Origin of the sequence: Nonomuraea deserti (assembly GCF_004348685.1) — a bacterium.
Lineage (GTDB): Bacteria > Actinomycetota > Actinomycetes > Streptosporangiales > Streptosporangiaceae > Nonomuraea > Nonomuraea deserti.
In genome coordinates, this window is the sequence record NZ_SMKO01000033.1 from 38,096 (window position 1) to 61,226 (window position 23,131).

General features: G+C 70.9%; 21 protein-coding genes. 11 read left to right on the top strand and 10 right to left on the bottom strand.

All coding sequences use genetic code 11. The annotated features are described in order from the left end of the window. Positions 1–3: 3 nt before the first annotated feature. Complete coding sequence (locus E1292_RS15475) at positions 4–678, bottom strand: response regulator (protein WP_165974555.1); 675 nt, start codon at positions 676–678, stop codon at positions 4–6. Positions 679–872: 194 nt separating this feature from the next. On the opposite strand from E1292_RS15475, the gene vanY-N reads away from it, so the two are divergent. Further along, positions 873–1,445, top strand: a complete 573-nt coding sequence (gene vanY-N / locus E1292_RS15480) for a D,D-peptidase/D,D-carboxypeptidase VanY-N (RefSeq protein ID WP_132595839.1) — start codon at positions 873–875, stop codon at positions 1,443–1,445. A gap of 127 nt (positions 1,446–1,572) precedes the next feature. Next, positions 1,573–3,633, top strand: coding sequence for an ATP-binding protein (locus tag E1292_RS15485; RefSeq protein ID WP_132595840.1), 2,061 nt, complete (start codon positions 1,573–1,575; stop codon positions 3,631–3,633). 22 nt (positions 3,634–3,655) lie between these two features. Here E1292_RS15485 and E1292_RS15490 read toward each other — a convergent pair whose 3' ends face one another. The 4 genes from E1292_RS15490 to E1292_RS15505 all read right to left on the bottom strand — a co-directional run bounded on the left by E1292_RS15490 (position 3,656) and on the right by E1292_RS15505 (position 8,207). Next, positions 3,656–4,348, bottom strand: a complete 693-nt coding sequence (locus E1292_RS15490; protein ID WP_132595841.1) for an aspartate/glutamate racemase family protein — start codon at positions 4,346–4,348, stop codon at positions 3,656–3,658. 110 nt (positions 4,349–4,458) lie between these two features. After that, positions 4,459–5,838 (bottom strand): UDP-N-acetylmuramoyl-tripeptide--D-alanyl-D-alanine ligase, encoded by a 1,380-nt coding sequence (locus E1292_RS15495; protein ID WP_132595842.1) that lies wholly within the window; start codon positions 5,836–5,838, stop codon positions 4,459–4,461. Beyond that, entirely contained in the window at positions 5,835–6,791 is a 957-nt protein-coding gene (locus E1292_RS15500) for a D-alanine--D-alanine ligase family protein (protein ID WP_132595843.1), read from the bottom strand. The genes E1292_RS15495 and E1292_RS15500 overlap by 4 nt, the downstream gene beginning before the upstream one ends. A gap of 246 nt (positions 6,792–7,037) precedes the next feature. Further along, positions 7,038–8,207 (bottom strand): MFS transporter, encoded by a 1,170-nt coding sequence (locus E1292_RS15505; RefSeq protein ID WP_165974552.1) that lies wholly within the window; start codon positions 8,205–8,207, stop codon positions 7,038–7,040. A 99-nt stretch (positions 8,208–8,306) separates the two neighbouring features. Here E1292_RS15505 and E1292_RS15510 point away from each other — a divergent pair, with 99 nt between their 5' ends. From E1292_RS15510 to E1292_RS15520, 3 genes are all read left to right on the top strand, one after another. Then, positions 8,307–8,906, top strand: coding sequence for an NADPH-dependent FMN reductase (locus E1292_RS15510; RefSeq protein WP_132595845.1), 600 nt, complete (start codon positions 8,307–8,309; stop codon positions 8,904–8,906). Continuing rightward, on the top strand, positions 8,906–9,550 hold the full coding sequence (locus tag E1292_RS15515; protein ID WP_132595846.1) for a TetR/AcrR family transcriptional regulator: 645 nt from the start codon (positions 8,906–8,908) through the stop codon (positions 9,548–9,550). The genes E1292_RS15510 and E1292_RS15515 overlap by 1 nt, the downstream gene beginning before the upstream one ends. 238 nt (positions 9,551–9,788) lie before the next feature. After that, the gene (locus E1292_RS15520) at positions 9,789–10,382 is read left to right on the top strand and encodes a TetR/AcrR family transcriptional regulator (RefSeq protein ID WP_220446853.1); all 594 of its coding nucleotides are present in this window, start codon (positions 9,789–9,791) and stop codon (positions 10,380–10,382) included. Between the two features lie 288 nt (positions 10,383–10,670). On the opposite strand, the gene sigJ is transcribed toward E1292_RS15520, so the two are convergent. Then, positions 10,671–11,606 (bottom strand): RNA polymerase sigma factor SigJ, encoded by a 936-nt coding sequence (sigJ, locus tag E1292_RS15525; RefSeq protein ID WP_132595847.1) that lies wholly within the window; start codon positions 11,604–11,606, stop codon positions 10,671–10,673. A 155-nt stretch (positions 11,607–11,761) separates the two neighbouring features. Between sigJ and E1292_RS15530 the strand changes: the two genes are divergently transcribed. The 6 genes from E1292_RS15530 (at position 11,762) to E1292_RS15560 (ending at position 17,543) form a co-directional block, all read left to right on the top strand. Further along, positions 11,762–12,391 carry an LUD domain-containing protein gene (locus tag E1292_RS15530; RefSeq protein WP_132595848.1) on the top strand — a complete coding sequence of 210 codons (630 nt, stop codon included), beginning with the start codon at positions 11,762–11,764 and terminating at the stop codon, positions 12,389–12,391. Between the two features lie 471 nt (positions 12,392–12,862). Beyond that, complete coding sequence (rox, locus tag E1292_RS15535) at positions 12,863–14,404, top strand: rifampin monooxygenase (RefSeq protein ID WP_132595849.1); 1,542 nt, start codon at positions 12,863–12,865, stop codon at positions 14,402–14,404. Positions 14,405–14,690: 286 nt separating this feature from the next. Beyond that, positions 14,691–15,062: a Rossmann-fold NAD(P)-binding domain-containing protein gene (locus E1292_RS15540; RefSeq protein ID WP_220446854.1), complete on the top strand. Its 372-nt coding sequence runs from the start codon at positions 14,691–14,693 to the stop codon at positions 15,060–15,062. Then, a complete protein-coding gene (locus E1292_RS15545; protein WP_246090131.1) occupies positions 15,062–15,493 on the top strand; it encodes a TetR/AcrR family transcriptional regulator in 432 nt (143 codons plus the stop codon). Before E1292_RS15540 ends, E1292_RS15545 begins: the two co-directional genes overlap by 1 nt. A gap of 79 nt (positions 15,494–15,572) precedes the next feature. Then, entirely contained in the window at positions 15,573–15,905 is a 333-nt protein-coding gene (locus tag E1292_RS15550) for a hypothetical protein (protein WP_220446857.1), read from the top strand. 585 nt (positions 15,906–16,490) lie between these two features. After that, on the top strand, positions 16,491–17,543 hold the full coding sequence (locus E1292_RS15560; protein WP_165974553.1) for a protein kinase family protein: 1,053 nt from the start codon (positions 16,491–16,493) through the stop codon (positions 17,541–17,543). A 324-nt stretch (positions 17,544–17,867) separates the two neighbouring features. On the opposite strand, the gene E1292_RS15565 is transcribed toward E1292_RS15560, so the two are convergent. The 4 genes from E1292_RS15565 to E1292_RS15580 all read right to left on the bottom strand — a co-directional run. Continuing rightward, positions 17,868–18,593, bottom strand: a complete 726-nt coding sequence (locus tag E1292_RS15565) for a nucleotidyltransferase domain-containing protein (RefSeq protein WP_132595851.1) — start codon at positions 18,591–18,593, stop codon at positions 17,868–17,870. A 124-nt stretch (positions 18,594–18,717) separates the two neighbouring features. Then, the gene (locus E1292_RS15570) at positions 18,718–18,957 is read right to left on the bottom strand and encodes a hypothetical protein (protein ID WP_132595852.1); all 240 of its coding nucleotides are present in this window, start codon (positions 18,955–18,957) and stop codon (positions 18,718–18,720) included. A 136-nt stretch (positions 18,958–19,093) separates the two neighbouring features. Further along, complete coding sequence (locus E1292_RS15575) at positions 19,094–20,233, bottom strand: hypothetical protein (RefSeq protein WP_132595853.1); 1,140 nt, start codon at positions 20,231–20,233, stop codon at positions 19,094–19,096. A gap of 379 nt (positions 20,234–20,612) precedes the next feature. After that, a partial coding sequence (locus E1292_RS15580) for an ATP-binding protein (protein ID WP_132595854.1) occupies positions 20,613–23,131 on the bottom strand: 2,519 nt, incomplete at its 5' end.

A 23,131-nucleotide genomic window follows, 5' to 3' on the forward strand; every position in this document is an offset into this window, starting at 1 on the left:
CGGCTACACCGGCCCGAACCGGTACCCGAATCCACGCACCGTCTGCACGTAGACAGGCGCCGCCGAGTCGTCCTCGATCTTCGCGCGCAACCGCTGCACGCACGCGTCCACGAGACGCGAGTCGCCGAAGTACCCGTGCTCCCACACCGACTCCAGCAGCTGCTGGCGGCTGTGCACCCGGCCCGGCGTGCCGGAGAGCTCGAGCAGCAGGCGCAGCTCGGTCGGGGCGAGGCTGACCGGCACGCCGCGGTTGGTGACCACCAGCCCGGCCCGATCGATGGTCAGGTCGCCGTGCCGCTCCAGCTCCGCCTGGTCCCGGCCGATCCGCCGGAGCACCGCGCGGATGCGCGCCTCGAGCACTCTGGGCTGCACCGGCTTGACCACGTAGTCGTCGGCGCCCGCCTCCAGCCCGGCCACCACGTCCATGTCGTCGCCGCGCGCGGTCACCATGATGATCGGCACCTCTCCGACGGCCCGGATGCGGCGGCAGACCTCGAACCCGTCCATGCCTGGCAACATCAGATCGAGCACGACGACGTCGGGAAGGTCCGTACGCAGCCGGTCCAGCCCCTGCTCGCCGGACTCCACCGCGCGCACCCGGTGCCCGTGCCGGGTCAGGGCCAGGTCAAGGCCCTCCCGCACAGCCGGGTCATCTTCGATCAACAACACCCGCGACACGCCGCCGAGTTTCACAGCACGCTCCGTAGCTCGCCCACCGGTCAACCACTATCGGCCGGTCGTGTCCCCGCCTCGTGCGCGCCGTGTCATGGTCGTGTCACGGTCGCGCCGACGTGGCGCCGACGGTGGCGCCGTCGAGAAACGATGACATGCGGCGCACAACGCACGCATATTCGGCGCCAATCGTAGTCGCCATGTACGAACCACGCACCATCCCACCTCGGCCCCGCGACCGGCTGTTCGCCGCGGTCACGCTGGTGCTCGCCGTTCTTCTGCTGCCCGCGGCGTTCGTCCGCCACCCCGGCCGCGCCCGCGAACTGGCCTGCAACTGGGCGTTACGGATGCGCTTCCCCGCCGAGGACCTCACCGGGCTCACCGACGGCGCCATGGCGGCGTTCACCGCGGCGCGCACCAAGGCGCTCTGGCGGCACGGCCAGCTCATCGGCCTCACCTCGGGATACCGCGATCCCCTTGTCCAGCAGCGCATGTTCGACGAGGAGGTGCGCCGTTCCGGCTCCCCGGCCTCGGCACGGATGCTCGTGCTGCCACCGGCGGAGTCCAGCCATGTCAAGGGCATCGCGCTGGACGTACGCCCGCACGAGGGCGCGCGCTGGCTCGAGGAACACGGTGCCCGCTACGACCTCTACCGCATCTACGACAACGAGTGGTGGCACTTCGAGTACCGCCCGGACAGCGGCGGCACACCCCCGCCACGACGCCCCCACCCGGGCCTGGGCTACGTGGCCGGGAACGGGGACCAGCTGTAGCCCCGCTCCGGGGGCACCCACGTGTGCGACGTGGGGACATCGACGGGCTCGCGCCCGAGAACCGAACCGAGAATCCGACCAGCGCGCCCGAGGGGTTCGACCGGGCGTCCGAAGAGGAGTCAGCCGTATGTCGTCGGGGAGTGACAACACGTCCGGATCGCTGGGATGGCGCCTGCAAGCCACGCGCGAGACGGCGTTCGTGGGGCGGGAGGAAGAGCTCGCGGTCTTCACCGCGGCGTTGTACGGCGGCGGCTGCAGCGTTCTGTACGTGCACGGTCCCGGCGGCGTCGGGAAGTCGGCCTTGTTGCGGCGGTTCGCCGGCGAGGCCGCGGCGGCCGGGCGGCCGGTGTCCATGGTGGACGGGCGCACGTTGGAGCCGCCGGGGACGTCCGAGGCCGACCCGGTGCCTCGTGACGCGGACGCGGTGCTGCTGGTCGACAACGTCGACCGCGTTCACGGCTTGGAGGGATGGCTGCGCGAGCGGTTCCTGCCGCGGGTGCCCATGGGGGCGCTGGTGGTGATCGCGGGACGCTGTCCGCCCGATATGCGGTGGCAGGCGGATCCGGGATGGGCGGGGGCGCTGGAGGTGCTGCCGCTGCGCGACCTGCGGCCCGGAGACGCGCGGGCCCTGATGGACGCCCGCGGGGTGCCGGCCGAGCTGCGCGAGCCGCTGCAGGCGTTCGCCGGTGGTCATCCGCTGGCGCTGCTGCTGGGGGCGGCCGTGGCGGTGAAGGACGGCGGGGCCGGCCGGCGGTGGACGCCGGACCAGGACGTGGTGGGCACGTTGCTGGATCAGCTGGTGGGCGAGCTGCCTTCGGCGGCGCATCGGCGGGCTCTGGAGGTCTGCGCGCACGCGCACACGACGACGGAGGACCTGCTGCGGGCCGCCTTGCCGCAGGACGCCGGGACGTTGTTCGGCTGGTTGCGGCGGTTGCCGTTCGTGGAGTCGTGCAGTCTCGGGCTGTTCCCGCATGACGTGGTGCGTGAGGTGCTGGAGGCCGACCTGCGCTGGCGCGATCCCGAGGGGTACGCGGTGATGCACGACCGGCTTCGTGCGCATCTCGCGGAGAAGGTGCGCACGGCGAGCGATGTGGACGCGCCCGGCGCGGTGGCGGCACTGCTCTACCTGCATCGCGGCAACGGGCCGCCGGACGATTTCCGCGACGGGGGCGAGTTCGGGGAAGAGCTGTTGCGGCAGGAGGACGTCGGCACGCTGGTACGGGTGGCGACGGCGGCGGAGGGTACGGCGTCCGCGGACTGCGCCGCCTTCTGGGCCGAACGCCGGCCGGAGGCGTTCCGGCTGTACCGGCGGACCGGAACCGGCGAGCCCGTGGCCTGCTCCGCCTGGCTGCGCTTGGCGGAACTCGACGAGCAGGAGCTGGCGGCCGATCCGGTCGTGGCCGCGGCGTGGGCGCACGCGCGTGCCACCACGCCGTTGCGCGCCGGTGAGCACTTGGCGGTCGGCCGGCTGTGGGTGCTGCCGCCGTATCGCGGCCACGCGCCGGTGATGGAGGTGATCCGGTGGCGCATGATCGCCGATTGTCTGCGGGCCGAGCGCATGGCATGGTCCTGTGTCGCGCTACGGCATCCGAACCAGGCGTGGGCGGAGCGTTTACGGCGCTACGGGATGCGTGTTCTCTCCGAGCAGCCGCGGCTGGGCGATGACGCCCACACCCTGTTCGTTCATGACTGGCGCGCGGTGCCGGCGCGGGCATGGCTGGAGCGGATGAACCAACCGCTCGTCGCGGGCCCTGCCGGTGGCCCGGCCGCCGCCACGGCGGAGCTGGCGGTGCTGTCGCGGGCGCAGTTCGCCGAGGCGGTGCGCAAGGCGTTGCGCCAGTTGCCGCGGCTGGACGCCCTGGCCGCCTCCCCGCTGACGCGCACCCGGCTGATCGCCGAGCGGGCCGGGCAGGACCCCGCCACGGCACTGGGCGAGGTGCTCCGCCAGGCGATCGACGACCTGCGTGAGGATCCGCGTTCGGTCAAGTTCCACCGGGCGCTGTCCGCCACGTACCTGCGCGGCGCCCCCACCCAGGAGCTGGCCGCGGAACGGCTCGGCCTGCCTTTCACCACCTACCGCCGCCATCTGACGGCCGGCGTCGAACGCGTCTGCGCCGATCTGTGGCACCGGGAGCTGTACGGCACCAGCGCACCGGCGTACCGATCCGCCTGTGCCGCACCGCCGTGAAACGAACGCGGCCGAGGGCGTGTCAGCCGGCGAGCGCGAAGCCGGCCGCCGCCTCCGCGTGCAGTCGAGCGCTCGGCAGCACCGGGATGGCGCTGTCCTTCTCGCTGATCAGCAACTCGATCTCCGTGCAGCCGAGGATGACGCCTTCGGCGCCGTCGTCCGCGAGATCGTCGATGATCCGGGCGTACGCGTCCTTGGACGGCTCCCGGAGCACCCCGCGCACCAGTTCGTCGAAGATCACGCGATGGACCAGTTCCCGCTGCGCACGCCGCGGGACGACCACGTCGAAGCCGTGGGCGGCCAGCCGATCCCGGTAGAAGGGCTGCTCCATGGTGAAGTGCGTGCCCAGCAGACCGACCTTGCGCATGCCCCGGGCGCGGATCTCGGCGCCCAGGGCGTCGGCGATGTGCAGCACGGGCACGCTCACGGCCCGCTCCACGTCGTCGCTCACCCGGCTGAAGGTGTTGCTGCAGACGAGCAGGAGGTCGGCGCCGAGCTCCTCCAGTTTTCCGCCCGCGACGGTCAGCAGCGTACTCACCTCGTCCCAGCGGTCGGCGAAGATGAGGTCTTCTACGGTCGTGTAGTCGACCGACCAGATGAGGCTGTTGGCGGAATGGCTGCCACCGAGCCGCTCGCGTACCCGCTGGTTGATGATCTGGTAGTAGATCACCGTCGATTCCCAGCTCAACCCGCCGATGAGACCTATAGTGCGCATGGAACTCCGTTTCGCCAGCTTGTGCCGGCAGGCTAGACGGAACGCCTGCTCATCCAGAAGGCCAGAAACTGTCCAGCCGTCCGCTCGATCAGGCCCTCCATCGTGCCGTGTCAGGCGCCGGCCAGCGCACGGGCGCAGGCACCGAGCCCGATCTCGCTGGAGGCCTTGACGAGCACCACGTCTCCCGGTTCGAGCAGCGCGGTGGCCAGCCTGACAGCCCCGGCCACGTCGTCGACGGTGTGGACGGCCACTCCCTGGTTCGAGGACTCCGCCGCCTCCGCCATCGCGAGCGGATCCCCCGCTCCGACCGCGATCAGCACGTCGAAGCGGAGGTCGGCGACGAGCCGGCCCGTCTCCGCGTGCCGGGCGCGCGAGGCGTCCGCCTGCTGCCCCATCGCGCCGAGCACGGCGACGGTACGACGGGCGCCGGCCAGGGCCTTCACCGCCCGCAGCCCGGCCCGCATGGATTCGGGGTTGGCGTTGTAGGCGTCGTTGACGATGGTGACGCCGTCAGGTCGCTCGACGATCTCCAGCCGGCCCGCGGAGCGCCGCCGTGCGGCGTTCAGCCCGTCGGCGATCTCGGCGACACCCATACCCAGCACGGTGGCGACGGCGGCCGCGCCCAGGGCGTTGCTCACCTGGTGCTCGCCTATGAGGTCGAGCTCGACCGGGGCGCGGCCGGAGGGCGTCACCAGCTCGAACGCGGTCCGCGCCCGGTCGGTCATCCGCACGTCTTCGGCCCGCACCTGCGCCCGCGCCGACCTGCCGTGCAACAGGATCCGGGCCCGGGTGCGGCCGGCCATGCCCATGACGTACGGGTCGTCGGCGTTGAGCAGCGCGAACCCGTCCGCCGGAAGTGCCTCGACCAGCTCGCCCTTGGCCTCCGCCACGTCGGCCGGCCCGGTCCCCATGCGCTCCACGTGTGCGGTGCCGACATTGAGCACCAGCCCGACCTGCGGCGGTGCGAGCCCTGTCAGATACGTCAGGTCGCCCTTCCGGCCCGCGCCCATCTCCAGCACCAGGTACCGGGTGCCGGCATCGGCACGCAGCACGGTGAGCGGCAGCCCCAGCTCGTTGTTGAACGACCTGTCGGTGGCGACCGTCGCGGCGTGCCGTTCGAGCACCTGGGCCAGCAGGTCCTTGGTCGTGGTCTTGCCCACGGAGCCGGTCAGGCCGATCACGGCCGGGCTGATACGTTCGAGCAGGTGCTTGGCCAGCAGGCCGAGCGCGAGCTGGACGTCCCCGACCACGAGGGCGGGCACGCCGACCGGCCTCGAGGCCAGCACGGCGACGGCGCCGCCCGCGACGGCGCCGGCCGCGTGGTCGTGACCGTCGGCGCGGGCGCCGACCGTCGCGGCGAACAGGCCGCCGGGCGCCACCTCACGGGAGTCGACCGCCGAGGGCGCCGTCACCAGCGCCGCCGGGTCGCGCACGTCGTGGAGGCTCGCGCCGACGACCCGGGCGATCTCGTCCAGCGTCATGGGGATCACGAGCCGCTCCTGGCGAACGCCAGGTCGATGAGGCGGCGCAGCAGGTCCGGGTACGGGACCCCGCTGGCGGCCCAGGCCCTGGCGTAGACGGAACGGGCGGTGAAACCGGGCATGGTGTTGATCTCCAGCACGTACAGGCGTCCCGTGTCCTCCTCGTAGAGGAAGTCGACACGGGACAGGCCGTAACCACCGATCGCCCGGAACGCGCGCAGGGCCAGCTCGCGCACGTCCTCGGCCACGCGTTCCGGCAGCGCGGCAGGGATGGCGGCGATCTCGGCCCGGCTGAGGTACTTCGCCTCATAGTCGAGCCAGTCGCCGGGCACGATGAGCTCGCCGGGCACCGAGACGTCCGGCGCGTCATGGCCGCCGAGCACGCCGCAGATGACCTCGCGCGCCGTCACGCCCTGCTCGACGACGACCACCCGGTCGTAGGCCAGCGCCAGATCCACGCCCGCGCGCAGCTCCTCCATGGAGGTGACACGTGAGATGCCGATGGAGGAGCCCATGCCGGCCGGTTTGACGTACATCGGCCAGTCGAGCGACTTCACCAGACCCCCGCAGTCGGTGGTGGTGCGCCATTCGTGCTCGGTGAACCACACATGCGGGGTGACCGGGATGTCCTCGGCCAGGAACGTGCGCCGCATCGCGACCTTGTTCATGCCCACGGCCGAGGCCATGACGCCGCAGCCCACGTACGGGATGCCCAGCGTCTCCAGGTGCCCCTGGACGACGCCGTCCTCGCCGAACGGCCCGTGCAGCACGGGGAAGACCACGTCCGCCAGATCGCGCCGCAGCTCCACCGGCCACCTGCCCTGCCGGTCGATGATGACGGCGACGGGCTCGTACAGATCCCGCGGCAGAGCGTCGAGCACGGCCTGCGCCGACTGCAGCGACACCTCATGCTCGGCGGAGGGTCCGCCCGCCAGCACGGCCACGCGCACGCGTTCAGTCACGATCGATCAGCCTTCCTCAGTGGCGCGGAGACAACGCCGGCAGCGGTACGGTGTTCGCCGTCGCAGGGCCGGCCTGCAGAGTGTCGGCTCTCCGCCTGACCGGTTACCAGGCCATTCGCTGTCCGCTTCCTGACCGAAGCACACCCGCGGTGTGCCGCGTCCGGGTCGATTCAGGACGCTCCGGCGCGGCTGGTGCTGGTCCAGCCCGGCGCGCGGGGAGGCGCGGGCCTTGGAGGGTTCGGCCCTTCACACGAGCAGGAGGGTGGCCAGGGCCGGGCCGAAGGCGCCGCCCAGCTGGTAGCACAGGGTGAACAGGCTCACCGCGGTGGCCCGGTGCTCGTGCGGCACGGCCCCGCCGACGCGGGCGGCGTACCAGGCCATCGCCGCTGTGGCGGCGAACACCGCGAACGCGGTGGACGCCGCGATGAGCACCGGCTGCGGGGCGACCAGCGGCAGGGCGACGGCCACGGCCCCCGTGGCCGGCAGGACAGCCCGGGTGATGGCCGCGCCGAGCCGGGAGGTCCACCGGGTGAACAGCAGCGAGGCGGTCGAGCCGGCGGCCAACATGATGAGCGTCATCAGCCCGATCCGCTCGCTCGTCCAGTGGTGTTCCAGCAGCCGGGGCACGGTGTAGAGCAGCGCGAAGTAGGAGGTGGACAGCGTGCCGGCCGCCGCTGCCGCGGTGACGAACGCCCGGGAGCGTATGACCGGCTGGGGGACGAACCCGGCGGGCTTCATGCGGACGTGCAGGGTCAGCAGCAGGCCGGCCACGGCTGCGGCGGCGGCCGCCGCCAGTTCCAGACGCGGGATCAGGACGAAGGCGCTGACCAGCGTCATCACCAGGAGGATCCCGATGGCGTCGGTACGGGTGGCGGTGGCTTCGCGGCTGTCGTGACGGGGGGCGTGGCGGAGGACGGCGGGGACGGCCAGCAGCGCGGGCAGGGACAGCAGCAGCGGCACCCGCCAGGAGAACGCCGACAGTGTGGAGCCGGCCAGCGGGCCGAATGCGCCGACCAGGCCGACCCCGGCGGTGATGGCGCCTGCTCGCGAGGTGGTCCCGGCCAGGGTGATGGCGATGGTGACCAGGCCTCCTCCGCCGGCGGCCTGGGCGGCCCGCCCGGCCAGCAACGTCGGCAGCGTGGGTGCGCCGGCTACCAGGAGCGTGCCGAGGAGCACGAGCGCGGCGTTGACGAGCGCGGCGGCGCGGCTGCCGCGGGTGCGCAGCAGCGCGGCGGTGAGCGGGGCGCCGAGGACGCCGCCCCAGCCGAAGGCGGTGGCGGCCCAGGTGGCTTCGGCGGCCGAGACGCCCAGGGCACGGGCCAGCTCGGGGATGACGGTGATGGTGCTGTTGGCGCTGAGCGAGGTCGGCGTGGCCAGGAGAACGAGGTGAAGGACGGAGATTCGTCTCTTTTGCACGGTTGTCGCGATCACCGCCTCAAAGTATACCAATCAGTTTCCATTTGACACTGACTAGTGTACTTTGACGGTCGTCGACGAAAACGCATGAGGAGAGACATGACCGAGCTCGACGTCCTGGCCTTGTCCGGCAGCCTGCGCGCGGACTCCCACAACACGGCCCTCCTGCACGCGGCCCGCGCGCTCGATCCCGGCGGGTTCGCCATCGACATCGATCACGACCTGGGCCGGCTGCCCCTCTACAACCAGGACCTGGACACCGGCACCCCACCCGCGCCGGTCACCACGCTGCGCGCCCGCATCGCCGAGGCCGACGCCCTGCTGATCGCCACGCCGGAGCACAACGCCTCCGTTCCCGCCGCGCTGAAGAATGCCATCGACTGGGCCAGCACGGCTCCCGAAGGGCTGCTGCGCGGCAAACCCGTGGCCATCGCCGGCGCCTCACCAGGGCCGTTCGGCTCAGTACGCGCCCAGCTCGCCCTCCGCCAGATCCTGGCCTCGGTGGGAGCGGAAGTCGTCGTCAAACCGGAGGTGACGGTCTTCCACTGCGACACCCGCTTCACGCCCGACCGCCGGCTGACCGACCCCTACACCACCGACCTGCTGCACGAACTGCTCGACGCCCTGGCCCGCAAGGCCCGCCAGCGCGCCGGGCGCCCCTACACTGCACCGAGGAGTTTCCAGCGGGAAGGACGTTGATGACCCTGCGCCAGGCCGAGCCGTACGGCCGACCGGAGAAGCGCCAGGCGATCACCCGGGCCGCCCGCCGCGTCTTCGGCCGCGACGGCTACACCCGGGCCGGCGTGGACGCGATCGCGGCCGAGGCGGGGGTGTCCAAACGGACCATCTACCGGCACTTCACCGACAAGGAGCAGCTGTTCCTGACCGTCGCGCTGGAAGGCGCCGACGAGGTCACCGCGGCGATCGCGCAGATCATGGACCGGCACCTGCACAAGATCGTGGACCTGGAGCAGGACCTGATCGACTTCTCCCTCGACCGGGTCGCCGCGGTCACCGCCTTCCCCGACCACTTCGCCCTGGTGCGGGCCATCGAGGCTGAGGCGGCCCACATCCCGCCTCCGATCCTCCAGGCGTGGGTCGCCGCCGGCCCGCAGACCGGGCACCTGCGGCTGGCGCCGTACCTGCGCCGGATCGCCGAGCGCGGCCTGCTGCGGATCGACGACGCCGACGATGCCGCCGCCCACCTCACCCTGCTGACCGTCACCGACGTGAACCAGCAGACCTTCTACGGCGCCATCCCGCTCCCCCAGGAGGAGGTCACCCGGCTCGTCACCGCAGGCGTGCGGGCCTTCCTCCGCAGCTATGCGGCCTCCGCCGGGTAGCACGCCGGCACCGTGGTTCGCGCGGGCGGTGTCCGCTCGGGAGCCGGCGGACGTGTTCACCCCGTCGCCGGCTGAGGTGGCAGGCATACCAGCGGCTGGAAGCACGTAGACGTCCCTACGGTGGTGGCCGGGCAAATCCGCCCTGATCGGAGCCGGCAACACCGGCCAGGCGCTCTTTCCGCGCCCCGGAGGTCGTCGACGACGAGGACCGACCGTCGGCCCGCCAGGCCCGTGGTGCGTGCGTCGCGACCATGCCGGTTTCGCTCGGCACAAGGTCAGGCCGATCGCAGGCGGAAGGGATGTCCGGCCGCTCCTGGCCGCGGCACGGGAGGCGTTCCTCGCCGACGACGACGCCCATGTGGAGGAGATCGCCCGCCGGGCCGGCGTGGCTGTCGGCACCTTCTACCGCCACTTCGAAACGCGCGAAGCGCTCGTCGCGGAGGTGTACCGCCAGGAAGTCGCCGAGCTCTGCGCGACCCCCGCTCGGCTGCTCGCGCAACACGCCCCCGACGAAGCACTGCGCACCTTCCTGCTGCTGCTCGTGGAGCACGCGGCAGTAGGCAGAGGGATGGGCGAGGCGCTGGACGGCATCATGGCAACCGACTCGCCGGTCTTCGACGACGCGCGCGACGAGATGGCCCGCGCCCTCGACGAACTCCTCGCCGCAGGCGTCGCAGCCGGCCTCGTCCGCAACGGCGTCGAGGGACGCATCGTCCTGCGCGCCCTCGGCGGCATCTGCGGGATGCGCGCCAAGGGCTGGAAGGACGATGCGCTGCACATCGCCACGATCCTGTATGACGGGTTGCGCCACGACGCAGCGAAGCCCGGCTAGATCGACCGGACACACCCGAACCCAGCTGCGCCGGCGGAGCCGAGATCGTCCACCGCCTCCCCGGAGGTGGAGACGATGATCGGGAGCGGCCGCGATGGACGTGACCGGGACCGCCGCCGCGGCCATCCGGGGATGAGCCGCCGCGCGGACCTCGCTGGAGTTCGCGCAGGCCGTGTCGAAACTCCCGCGTACGCGGGGCCTGAGCAGCAACCGGCCGGCCAGCGGCGTCAGCGAGCCGTTGAGGCTCGGATCACCGCCACTGGCCGTTCCTGCGCGGGCGGGGGCGTCTCACGGAGCCCAGGGAGACGCGCCCCAGCCCGTCGTCCAGCGACGGAGTTTGTCGGGGTTGCGTACTACCCAGATGTGCTTGATCCGGTCACCCGCGACCTCGAACGCGAACACCGTCACGATGACCCCGTCCTGCTGGGCCACCAGACCGGGCTGACCGTTGACCGTACGTTCCAGGATTGTCATGTTGTCGGCCCTGTGGCGGGCGATCTCCACCCAGGCGCGCGCGATCTGCTCACTGCCTTCGATGGGGCGCAGGAACGTGATGGCGAGGCCGCCGCCGTCGGCGATCGCCGTGGCGTCGGGGTCGAGCAGGCCGATCAGGGCGTCGATGTCCTGGGCCTCCCAAGCCTGCTTGAAGTCCCTGACGACGCCGGCGGGCTGGGCCGCCGGCGTCGTCGCGGAAGGCTGCGAGGTCCGGATGCGGCGGCGGGCCGAGGAGGCCAGCTTGCGGCACGCCGCCGGGGTACGGCCGACGATCTCGGCCACTTCGGCGAAGGAGTGGCAGAAGACGTCGTGCAGGATGAACGCGACACGTTCGGCCGGGGTCATCGATTCCAGAACGACCAGGAAGGCCAGGTTGACCGACTCGTCCAGGGTGACCCGGTCGGCAGGGTCGGCGACGGTGCCGTCGGGGAGCGGCTCGGGGATCCATTCGCCCACGTAGGTCTCTCGCCGGGCCCGTGCCGAGCCGAGCAGGTTGAGGCAGATGCGGCTGGCGACCGTCGTCAGCCAGGCGCCGGGAGACTCGATGGCGTCCTGCTGTTGCCGGGACATGGCGTACCAGCGGGTGTAGGTCTCCTGCACGGCGTCCTCGGCCTCGGCCAGCGAGCCCAGCAACCGGTACGCGAGATTGATCAGGTGACGCCGCTCGCTCATGATCGCGTCCAGGCCCGGGTCGGGCCGGCCCTGCTCTGGCTCGGATCGGGTGGTCATGGCGCCGTCGGCTCCCTCTGTCGCGTCGGTCCTCACCAGTTCGACAAGACGGCGCACCGGAATGTGAGGCGGCGCACCGGCCTCACATTTCTGGGGGCTGCGTTGTCGAACTGCTGAGACCGCACTCATTCAGCTAACAGGAGCTCACAGACATCATGACCACCTCGATTCCGGCGACTCCGTTCGCCGACGCGGCACCCGTGCGGCGCCTGGAGCGGGCGGCCGCCGCGCTGACCGCGCACGGTTTCACCGTCGAGATCCTCGATGACGCCGCCGCCGCGCGTACCCGTGTCAGGGAGCTGATACCCGACGGAGCCAGCGTGTTGACCGGGGCCAGCGAGACCCTCCGCCTGTCCGGCATCGATGAGGACATCAACACCGGTGGGCGATATGAGGCCGTCAAGCCGCGCACCCTGACCATGGACCGCACCACCCAGATGGACGAGATCCGGCGGCTGCGCGCCAGCCCCGACGTCGTCGTGGGCAGCGTCCACGCGGTCACCGAGACCGGTTCCCTCGTGGTCGCCTCGGGCAGCGGAAGCCAGCTGCCCAGCTACTCCGGCGGCGCCGCCCGCGCGATCTGGATCGTCGGGGCGCAGAAGGTGGTGCCCGATCTGGGCGTCGCGCTGCGTCGCGTCGAAGAGCACTGCCTGCCGCTGGAGAACGCCCGCACCCAGGAGGCCTACGGGTGGCCCAGCGCCGTCAACCGCCTTCTCATCCTCAACGCGGAATACCAGCCTGGCCGCGGCACCGTCCTGCTGCTCCGCGAAACCATAGGATTCTGAACCGCGGCTCGGTGAACGATTCCGCGCTGCCTGAACGGCATCGGCCCGCGTGGTGTCCGGCTTTGATCCAGAAGTCGATGCACTCGGGTCGTCTCGCTGTGCCGTCGCGCTGGTCGTCAAGCCGGCCTACGACCAGTCCGCTGACGAGCGTTCCTCATCAGGCAGCGCCTACCGGGATCCGGTCCGTCGCGGGGACCGCCAGGATCAGACCGCCGACCGTGACCAGCCGGGCTGCCACACCGGTATCGCCCCGCACGGGCCCGTCTGGAGTCGTGATCAGGTGGCTGGAAAAGGATTGGACGGGTGCTGTTCGGGCTTGTAGCTTGCAGTTGACCGTGACACCGCCCGAGGGGGTGAGACCCATGAACGCTGTATCGATGTGGGTGCTCCCCCTACCCGTCACGGCCGGCGATTGACGTAGGTGTCGCCGGGAGCGCCTCGCCAACAAGGCACTCCCGGAAGGCAACACCTATGCACTCTTCGCAGATCCCCGCCGAGCCGCCGTCGAACGATACGGCCGAGCGCGACTTCACCGTGGGCGACGTCCCCGGGCTCCGGTCGCCGGCCTCCGACGCCGATCGTGCGCCCGCGTTCGACGTGATCATTGCCGGGTGCGGGCCGACTGGCGCGATGCTGGCCGCCGAACTGCGGCTGCACGACGTGCGGGTACTCGTTCTGGAGAAGGAAACCGAGCCCAAGTCGTTCGTCCGCATAGTCGGTCTGCATATTCGCAGTCTCGAGCTGATGGCAATGCGCGGACTGCTGGATCGCATCCTCGAACACGGAAGGCAGCGTCCGGCCGGCGGATTCTTCGCCGCCATCGCCAAACCCGCGCCCGAGGGCCTGGATTCCGCGCACGCCTATCTGCTGGGCATCCCGCAGCCGGTCATCGAACGGCTGCTCGAAGAACATGCGATCGAACTGGGCGCGCGGGTCCGGCGCGGTTGTGCGGTGGCCGGTTTCGCGCAGGACGGCGAGGGCGTGACCGTCGAGCTGGCCGACGGGGAACAGCTGCGTGCGCGCTATCTCATCGGCTGCGACGGCGGGCGCAGTACGGTGCGCAAACTGCTCGGCGTCGGCTTCCCCGGCGAGCCCTCACGGACCGAGACGCTGATGGGCGAGATGGAAGTGGGCGTGCCGCAGGAGGAGATCACCGCCAAGGTGACCGAAATCCACGAAACCCACAAGCACTTCTGGCTCAGGCCCTTCGGCGAAAGAATCTACAGCGTCGTCGTCCCCGCCGCGGGAGTCAGCGATCGCGCGGAACCACCCACCCTCGAGGATTTCAGACGACAGCTGCGCGCCATCGCCGGAACCGACTTCGGCGTGCACTCCCCGCGCTGGTTGTCCCGCTTCGGGGATGCCACCCGGCTGGCCGAACGTTATCGGGTCGGGCGGGTGCTGCTGGCCGGCGATGCGGCACACATCCATCCACCCATCGGCGGACAGGGCCTCAACCTGGGCGTCCAGGACGCATTCAACCTCGGCTGGAAACTGGCCGCACAGATCCGCGGCTGGGCGCCGGACGCGCTGCTGGACACCTACCAGGACGAACGTCATCTGGTCGCCGAGGACGTGCTGGACAACACCCGCGCCCAGATGGAACTGCTGTCCCCCGAACCGGGCCCGCAGGCCGTGCGCAGGCTGCTCACCGAACTGATGGACTTCGACGAGGTGAACCGCCACCTGATCGAGAAGATCACCGCGATCGGCGTCCGCTACGACTTCGGCGCAGGCCCCGACCTGCTCGGCCGCCGCCTGCGCGACATCGACGTGAAACAGGGCCACCTCTACGACCTGCTGCATCGCGGCCGCGGCCTGCTGCTGGACCGCACCGGACGCCTGACCGTCGGCGGCTGGTGGGACCGGGTCGATCACCTCGCGGATCCCACTGCCGTACTGGATGTTCCGTGCGTCCTGCTACGCCCCGACGGCCACGTCGCCTGGATCGGCGACGATCAGCAGGACCTGGACGACCACCTCTCCCGCTGGTTCGGCGAGCCCGCCACCTGATCCCGCCTGGGCAACCGAAAGGCCCCTGAGGAGGATCGGAACGGGCCAGTACCGACTGACCAGTAAGGCTGGAGGCAGCATCAGCCGCGGTGCTCTGACGCCGGGGCCGGCCTGCGAGGAGGGTCGGCCTCCGGGTGACGACCGGAAGGCGGCGGAAGGGCACCGCGGCATGGATCGGCGCAGGCGGCACATTGAGAGGATCTTCCAGAAACTCCCGAGCCAACGAACGGTTAGCCAATGCCGGTTACGGCCTGGAGGGCACCTTCGAGGAAATATCCTGGCCGAGGTGCGGCGGCAGTTCGAGGTCAACGTCTTCGGGACAGTGGCCACCCTGCAGGCGGCTCTGCCCCACATGCGCCGGCGCCGCCGCGGACGGTCCATGACACGCGCCGCGCGGTCCATCGACGACTACGACGCGTTGTTCACCCCCATTCGCGAAGCACGGCAGAAGGCGAGCGGGAACCAAGTGGGCAATCCAGCCAAGGCCGGGGAAGCCGTCGTGCACATCACCTCGGTCGACCAGCCGCCGGCCCATCTCGTCCTGGGTTCGGACGCGCTGCGGCTGGTCACCGCCGCGCGCATGGCCGTGGACGAGGACATCCGCGCATGGGAGACCCTCCCCCGTACGACCGACTTCGCCGAGGGCGCTCAGCTCTGATGCCCGGCCACCACCCCGCCCGGAGCCGACGTCCCACCGAACGCAAGGGCGATGTCCGAGAGCGGGCCATTCTGGACACCTGCGAAGCTCTGCTGGCGCAAAAAGGCTACGACGCCATGACCGTCGGCGACATCGCCCAGGGCGCCGGCATCACCCGCGGCGCCCTGTACTTCTACTTCGGCTCCAAGCAAGAAGTGGTCACGGCACTTGTGGCCCGGACCGTCGCGCACCTGTGGGAGCGGTCCCGGGCCGCCGCAGAGAGCGACGAGCCGCGCCAGGCTATCGCAGCAGCCATGCAGCGCACGGTCGAGCTGTGGAACGATCACGGCCTGGTCATGCGCACGGCCATCGACCTGTCGTTGACCGTGCCGGAGATCGGCGAGTTGTGGAACCATACCGCTGACTTGTTCAGCCGACTGCACCGTTGCTGACGACCAGGCCGAGGCGGAGGTCAACGCGTCCTGTATCACCGCGGCTCCTGAGGAACTCCTGACCGCGACAGCCCGGCTGGTGCTCGGAGAGGAGCAGGCACGGGCCCAGTTCGAAGCCGAGCCGACAGCCTTCCGCTGGATCTTCTATCGAGGCGGCAACGACGTCTGGGTGCGGCTGCTTCAGTTGCCCGATGGCCGCCGTCATGACAACGCCGGCACCGAGATCTGGTCGAGCCGGCAAACGATCGACACCCTGGCCAGAGCCGTCATCCGCTGTTTCGACAACGTCGCGCGACGTTATGACGAAGGCGGATACCACGGAAAGTGGGGAGCACCATTCCCTCGACTCGAACTCGAAGCCCTCAGGACTGCATGGCGCAACCACACCGCAGTCCCGTCCCAGCCCGAATAGCTGCTCCCACCTGTGAAGTTGCAGCCGAACCACGCATATGTGGCTCGAACATGTGCGCTTTGCCGAAGCTGTCGTTGGAAGCGATGGCCGGACTGTTCCTTTCCTCGCGTTCGGTCAGAACCTGGAAAAGCAACCCGGTGCCGGTTTCGTCAAGAACCGAACCGGCGGGGCGGGGCGCGGAGGCAGTTTCCGCCTATGGCCCGGCCGGCCCCTGACGAGACGGAGCCTCCCGCCGGACAACGGAAGGCCCCGGCGTCGCGCCTACAGCTCCCCGCGCTCGCCGAGCGGCGGCTCCGCTATCCGGTTTCCGGGCCGGTGGGGTTGTGTGATGGCCAAGGGTCGTGGCGCTTCACCTGGCGATCGGTTGGCTGGTGAGCAGGGGCCGGACTTTTTGAGCAGCAGGTCGAGGAAGCGCGGCGGCACAAGAAGGGCTGGAAGGCGCACAACTTGCTGGGCACCAGTCGCTGGAACGGCACAGCTTGGGACCGCCAAGAGGTCAACCACCGGTTCGCCGTGCTCGGCCAGCAGTGCGGCAGGGTGGCCACCAGGCAAAGGCGGCCGTCATCGGCCAGTAGAGTGATCACGATGATGGACGCGCGGTTGACCAGCCACTGTGACGTTTCCACGGCCCTGGCCCGCTACGGCGACCGGGAGCTGGCCGAGCTGCTGGAGCGCGAGGCCGTGCCCCTCGGCACCGGCATCGGCGGGGCGTCCGCGCGGCTCGAGGTCGGCGGCACCTCCGTCTTCGTCAAACGCGTGCCCCTCACCGAGCCCGAATTGCGCCACCCGCACTCGACGGCCGACCTGTTCGGGCTGCCGCCTTTCTGCCAGTACGGCATCGGCTCGCCCGGCTTCGGCGCCTGGCGCGAGCTGGCCGCGCACACGATGACCACCGAGTGGGTGCTGACCGGCCGGTTCCCCGGCTTCCCCCTGCTGTATCACTGGCGGGTGCTGCCCAACGCCGAGCCCGCCCCGCTATACGGGGAGCTGGCCGACATCGATCGGGCCGTCACCTTCTGGGAGGGCGCGCCCGGCGTGCGCCGCCGACTCCAGGCGCTTGCAGAGGCTCCGGCGAGCCTGACGCTCTTCCTGGAGTACTTTCCCCACACCCTGCACCAGTGGCTGGACGAGCGGGTGCGCGCGGGCGACGCCGACCGCGCCTGCGCCCTTGCGGACCAGAGGCTGCGTGAGGCCGTGTCCTTCATGAACGCGAGCGGCCTCCTGCATTTCGACGCGCACTTCGAGAACATCCTCACCGACGGGCGCCGCTTCTACCTGACCGACTTCGGGCAGGCCGTGTCGACCCGGTTCGACCTGTCAGAGGAGGAACAGGCCTTCTATCGCCGGCACCTCACCTTTGACCGCACCTACACGCTGACGTACCTGGTGAACTGGCTGGCCCGCGCCTTCCACGGCGCTGACTGGCCGGGGCGTCGCGAACTGGTGCGGGAATGGGCGGCGGGAGAGCGGCCGGCCGACGTGCCCGGCGGGGTCGCGGCCCTGCTGTCGCGGCACAGCCCGCTGGCCACCGTGCTGAACGACTTTTACCACGAGCTGCAGAGTGAGAGCAGGAAGACGCCGTACCCGCTGGAGGAGATCCGCCAGATTGCCGAACGGCACGCCCTGCCGCTCGAGTAAAGGTCACCCACCGCTTGAGGGAGCCGCACACGATCGGGGACGACGCTCCGCTCGGGTGAAGCTCACTCGCCGCGACGGTCCTCGCCTCAACGTCCAGGACCTTGCCCTGGCCAACCGCAGATTATCTGGGTTTGATCAAGCGCACTGGGTGGTCAGCCGCTTGAAGGGTTGTAAGGCACGCAAGGCAACGGCTGGCCTCGCTGCCGCGCCTGGCCCAGGACTAGATCCACAATTCCGGGACCTGTTGATGACCAACTGGGACCTTTCCCCTGTGGTGCGGGAGTATGCGGCCGTCAGGCCGCGTACTCGAGTAGTGGTGTGGCGTCAGTCCAGGGTCTCCTCCACGAGGTCGAGGTAGGCGTGTCCGGCGGTGATGTCGCCTGGTCGGCCGAGCGCCGCGAAACTGTCCAGCAGCTCGCGCAGCGTGGCGAGGTGGTCCTGCCAGGAGGCGCCGGGCGCGTAGGGGCATTCGAGGATCTCGAAAATCCGGGCGGTGTCCGGGGAACGGCGGGCAATCCGCTTGCCCGCGACAGGGACCATCGCCAGCCGCACCAGCTGGTGCTCGATGGGCTCCTTGGGGGTCTGCGGCTCGTGTTCGCCGGCGCTGAGCAGCTCAGCGAAGGTGGCAGGGAGCCGGTCGAAGCCCTGCCGATCCAGGACAAGCACGCTGTCGGCCGGCCATCCGGCCCGCGAGATCGGGTGAACATACCAGTCCACCTGGAGCGGAAGCCCGTCGACAACGTAGCCCAGACCGAGCGCCCTGGTGCCGCGAGGACCGTTGTGGCGACCGTCGAAGGCCACCGTCAGGACCCCCGGCCCGGAAGGCAGACGGCCTGGCACCGCGTAGTCGTCAAGGTGTGTGTCGTCCACGAACACCAGCAGGTCGATGTCGCTCCAGTCGTCAGCCCGGCCCGCGCCGAGCGACCCGACCAGAGCGGCGCCCGCCACTCCGGGGTCGTCGTGGAGGCCGGCGGTCGCAGCGCTGAGCCACCGGGACCGGATGTCAGCGAGACGGGGAACCGGCGGCACCGTGCTGTTGTCCGTGCTCATCCAGACATTTCAACGCCCCGAGCGAAGCGGCGGCAACTCATCAAGGTCGTCAAGAGGTCCATAAGCCGCGGGCAATGGCACCGCCGGACGCGCCGGGCGGTGCAGCCGCCGTCTGCGGGAGCATTCAGCAGCGCAGGCGGGCGATGTAGCCGGGGCCATTCGGGTCGTGGTCCAGGGCCTCCAGGGTCCACGCCGACTCGGCGACGGCGGCCGCGAGTTCGTCCGGTGTCGCGAGCCAGTAATCGAACCACGGCGTCGTCGTCGCACCCAGACGATCGACGGTCAGGCCCCGCGGTGGCTTTCTGCCGTATTCCGGCCAAGCCCCTGGCTGGCACCCCGCCCAGAAGCCGGATCGTCCAGCCACCGCCGGCCCACCCGGATGCCTGCCCGCCCGCCCTTCTCGGACCGGCTGGACAGGCACCTGCAAGGCTCGACCGTTGCGGAGCCGCGCCGGCCGCTCAGTTCCGCCGCAATGCCCACCTCGTGGCCGACGCCGCAGGTCACGGGTTGTTCCGCAGCACTCCCGTCAACCGGTCATAGCGGTAGACCCGCACGCTGGAGTCGGCGCGGTCCTGCAGCCCCTCGACCCGCACGACGAGCACGCCCTGGCGAACTCGGTCCTCGGTACTGATGCGGAGCCACGGCTCGCCGTCACGCAGCGCGGTGACATCCTCCACCAGACCGTCCCCGCGCCCCGCCGCGATGGCGTACGTACGGCCCTGCGGCGAAGCGATGTCGATGCCACCGTCCTGCCGGAGGGTGAACGTGACAACGAGATTGCCACGGCCGCCGTTCGCGTCACCCACGAAGTCGTACAGCGGCGCCGGATCGCCCACGTAGTACTTCAGCCGGCCCAAGCCGGTGACGTCCATGCCGTTGTAGAAGTTACGACCGGACGGGTCGAGCCAGAAATGCGGGTTGTGGGTGGGCGCACTGAAGTCCGGGCCGGAGTTGTACGAAATGTGCCAGTGCGGAGGGTTGTCGGCGTGCAACGTGTTGTTGGTCTCGATACCCATCAGCACGAACCGATGTCCCTTCGCCGCGGCGACGTCGACCATGCCGGAATCCCGCAGGATGGTGTGAGCCGCGACGAGCTGGTGAATCACCGATGCGACCGGACCTGCCGGCCACGGCACCGTCGTCCACGGACCCGCGGCGCGGTCAGGATCGTTGTGCTCGATCCGCCAGTTCATGCCTGGCGAGACGTCGGGATGGCTCCAGACTTGGAGCGTCGGCTGGTTGGCGTCGGGCGAAGACTGCGTCATCGGCAGCGTGAACGACCAGCTGTGCCTGTCGCCGGGAACGCGACGCAGCTTCAGCCGCGTGTCCTGGTGGACGACGGCCTCGACACGCTCATCCGGCCAGCGAACGGTGACCTCTATACCCGCGGCGTCCCGCGGGCCCTGTACGAACGTGTAGTACTCCGCGCGGGAAGCCACGGAGTACTTCTCACCGGGCAGGATCTCGTAACCGGCGGGCAGCACGACCTCGGGCCGGCTGGGTTCGCCGGGCCGGCTACGCACGACGCGGAAGGCCGCGTAGGCCGTCTCCGCCGCCGAAGCGGCACCGGCCAGGACGACCGACAGGCCGACAGCGGGCACGCCGGCCAATAATGCTCGGCGAGAGAAGAAACCGGACATGAGGACGTTCCTCTCAATCACATCTGGGGCTGGGCCGTCCGTCGCGCAGGGGGCACGCCTTCATCTTCCGTCTCGTACCTACCAGCGAAACCTCCCCCTCTCGAACGTTCGGTGAACAGGGGAGCATCTTCCCACGCCCCTTACAGCCCTGCTCAAGACCCGCACGGGCCGGTCTCCGATCGAGATGAGCGGACGAGTTCCCACGCTGGCGTCGTGCGGTCGGTCCTCAGCATCCCCACCGTCCCACCAGGCGGGCTTCGGTGTTGGAGGCACGGGCGGAGCCCGTGTTTGTCTTTTTGTTGTGTTGGCGATGTTTTCAGCTACCCGGCGCCCTTTACAATGTAGATTCTTAAGTGGTCATCGCTGTCCCGGGGTCCCGTCACGGGTTGAGCAACTCGCTGTCCGGGCCCAGGGCGATGCCCTGGGCGTATTCGGCTGCGAAGCCCGCTTCCCCCAGTGCCGCCCGCAGCGTCCCGGTGATCCGGTCCACGTCACCGCGCTCCGGCGCCGGGAGCGGCGCGCCTGCCGAGGTACGGGCCGCGGAGGCCGCGCCGAGCAGGCGCGCGGCCCGGCCGGGGTGTCCGGCGAGGGCCCGCGCCCCGGCGAGCCCTTCCAGGGCCAGGGCGATCGCCCGTGGATCGCCGGTGTCCCGGGCCGCGGCCAGCCCTTGCCGGTGCAGCGCCAGCGCCGTCTCGGCGTCCCCGCGCAGCTCCGCGACGAAGCCCAGTTCGGCCAGGATCAGCGCCGCTCCGTACTCCGCGTCGAACTGCCGGTTCCACTCCAGCCAGCGGCGCAGATACGACTCCGCCCGGTCGATCCCGCCCTGCCGGCGCGCCCCCAGGGCGAGCCCGATCTCGGCGAACTCCTCGGCCGGCTGGTCTCCCTGCTCGACGGCGAGGCGCCGCCCCCGCTCGTGGAACTCCTCGGCCCTGGCGTGGTCGCCGGTCAGCAGGGCGATCCTGCCGAGCTCGGACCAGCGCATCGAGGCGTCGGTCCACAACCCCAGGTCCTCGGCTGTGCGCAGCCCGTCCCGGTGCAGGCGGGCGGCCTGCGGATAGTCGCCCTCGATCTCCGCGAGCCGCCCGAGCACGGCTGTGGCCTGCAACCGCCCCCACTGGTCACCGCTCTCGTGGAAGAGTTCGAGGCTCTCCTCGGCCTCGCGCCGGGAAGCCCGCAGATCGCCGCACACGTACGTCTGCATGCCTCGGGTGCTGAGCCCCGCGGCGAGTGCCCAGCGGTCGCCGAGCGCCCGGGACTCGGTCAGCACCCGGTTGAGCAGCTTCTCGCCGACGGCGAAGTCACCGAACCGGGTGAGGGCGAAGCCGAGCAGCCACCCCGCCCTGGTCCGCTCGTGCGGGTCGCGGATGCCCTCGTACACGTCGAGGACGGCTCGGCTGTGGCGTGCCGGTCCGTCCGGGGCGCCGGACAGCAGGCTCATCCCGGTTCGCCAGGCCACGGTCCCCGACCGGTCCGGCACCCGGCCGGCCGCCGAGCCCGCCGCCGGACCCGCCGCGCCCTTGCTGCGGACGGGCTGGTCCTGCGGCAGGGCGAGGGCCAGGGTGAGGTAGCGGTTGGCCTCGGTGAGGCGGCCGCGCAGGAACCAGTACCAGGCCATCGCGTGGACAAGCCGCCGCATCAGGTGACCGTCGCCGTCCGCGGCGGCGCTGTCGAGCGCGCTGCGGATGTTGGCGGTCTCGGCGTCCAGGCGCCGCAGCCAGTGCTGCTGATCGGGGCCGCGCAGAAAGGAGCCGGCTTGCTCGGCGAACTCCGCGTAGTAGCGCGCGTGGGCGCGCCGTACCCGCTCGTGTTCGGTTTCCCGCAGCCGCTCCAGGAGGTACGCCGCGACCGACTCGAGCAGCCGGTACCGGGGGCCGTCGGCCTCGTGGGCGACCAGCACGAGGGAGCGGTCGACCAGACGGGCCAGCAGGTCCAGGACCTCGGCGGGCTTCACCCCGGCACCGGCGCAGACGGACTCGGCGGCCTCCAGGCCGCAGCCGTCGGAGTGGATGGCGAGTCGGCGCAGCACCGCCTGTTCGGCCGCGGTGAGCAGTTCCCAGCTCCAGTCGATCATCGCGCGCAAGGTCCGCTGCCGCGCCGGGGCGCCCCGATGGCCGCCGGTGAGCAGCCGGAACCGGTCGTCGAGACGCCTGGCCAGCTCTCGCACGCCAAGGACCCGTACCCGGGTCGCCGCCAGCTCCAGGGCCAGCGGGATCCCGTCGAGCCGGCGGCAGATGGAGGCGACCGCGCGGGCGTTGTCGTCGGAGAGGGCGAAGCCGGGCGCGGCCGCGGCGGCCCGATCGAGAAACAACCGCACCGCACTCGACGTGCGCAGCGCCGCCTGGTCGGCCGTGTCCGCGGGCAGATCGAGCGGGGGCACCGGCCACAGCTGCTCGCCAGGGAGGCTCAGCGGTTCCTGGCTGGTGGCGAGGATCCGTACGCCCGGGGCGTCCCGCAGCAGCGCCCGGGCCAGGCTCGCGGCTGCCTCGACGACGTGCTCGCAGTTGTCCAGGACCAGGAGCAGGCGCTGGGTGCGGAGCGCGTCGGACAGGCGGTCGAGCAGCGTGCGCGGCCGCCTGCCCTGCAGCGGGCCAGGACTGGCGTCGTCCCGGATTCCCAGCGTCGCCGCCACCAGCTCGGCCAGTTCGTTGCCCGTGGTGGCGGCCCCGGCCTCGGTGGACCAGGCCCGCGCGGCCAGTTCCACCAGCCAGACACCGTCGGCGTAGGAGCCGGTCAGCCCGGACACCACCTCCACCGCCAGGCGTGTCTTGCCGACCCCGCCGGGCCCTGTCAACGTCACCAGGCGGCCTGCCGCGATCAGCGTGCGAACCTTCTCCACGGCCTGCGACCGGCCGATCAGGCCGGCGTGCGGGGCGGGCAGGTTGGTGTGGCGGCGCGGGG

What these genes read in the sequence shown, in the direction of transcription:
- vanY-N (WP_132595839.1), top strand. Translation starts at nt 873, where the DNA reads ATGTACGAACCACGCACCATCCCACCTCGGCCCCGCGACCGGCTGTTC.
- E1292_RS15485 (WP_132595840.1), top strand. Translation starts at nt 1,573, where the DNA reads ATGTCGTCGGGGAGTGACAACACGTCCGGATCGCTGGGATGGCGCCTG.
- E1292_RS15490 (WP_132595841.1), bottom strand. Translation starts at nt 4,348, where the DNA reads ATGCGCACTATAGGTCTCATCGGCGGGTTGAGCTGGGAATCGACGGTG.
- E1292_RS15510 (WP_132595845.1), top strand. Translation starts at nt 8,307, where the DNA reads ATGACCGAGCTCGACGTCCTGGCCTTGTCCGGCAGCCTGCGCGCGGAC.
- E1292_RS15515 (WP_132595846.1), top strand. Translation starts at nt 8,906, where the DNA reads ATGACCCTGCGCCAGGCCGAGCCGTACGGCCGACCGGAGAAGCGCCAG.
- sigJ (WP_132595847.1), bottom strand. Translation starts at nt 11,606, where the DNA reads ATGACCACCCGATCCGAGCCAGAGCAGGGCCGGCCCGACCCGGGCCTG.
- E1292_RS15530 (WP_132595848.1), top strand. Translation starts at nt 11,762, where the DNA reads ATGACCACCTCGATTCCGGCGACTCCGTTCGCCGACGCGGCACCCGTG.
- rox (WP_132595849.1), top strand. Translation starts at nt 12,863, where the DNA reads ATGCACTCTTCGCAGATCCCCGCCGAGCCGCCGTCGAACGATACGGCC.
- E1292_RS15545 (WP_246090131.1), top strand. Translation starts at nt 15,062, where the DNA reads ATGCCCGGCCACCACCCCGCCCGGAGCCGACGTCCCACCGAACGCAAG.
- E1292_RS15560 (WP_165974553.1), top strand. Translation starts at nt 16,491, where the DNA reads ATGATGGACGCGCGGTTGACCAGCCACTGTGACGTTTCCACGGCCCTG.
- E1292_RS15565 (WP_132595851.1), bottom strand. Translation starts at nt 18,593, where the DNA reads ATGAGCACGGACAACAGCACGGTGCCGCCGGTTCCCCGTCTCGCTGAC.
- E1292_RS15575 (WP_132595853.1), bottom strand. Translation starts at nt 20,233, where the DNA reads ATGTCCGGTTTCTTCTCTCGCCGAGCATTATTGGCCGGCGTGCCCGCT.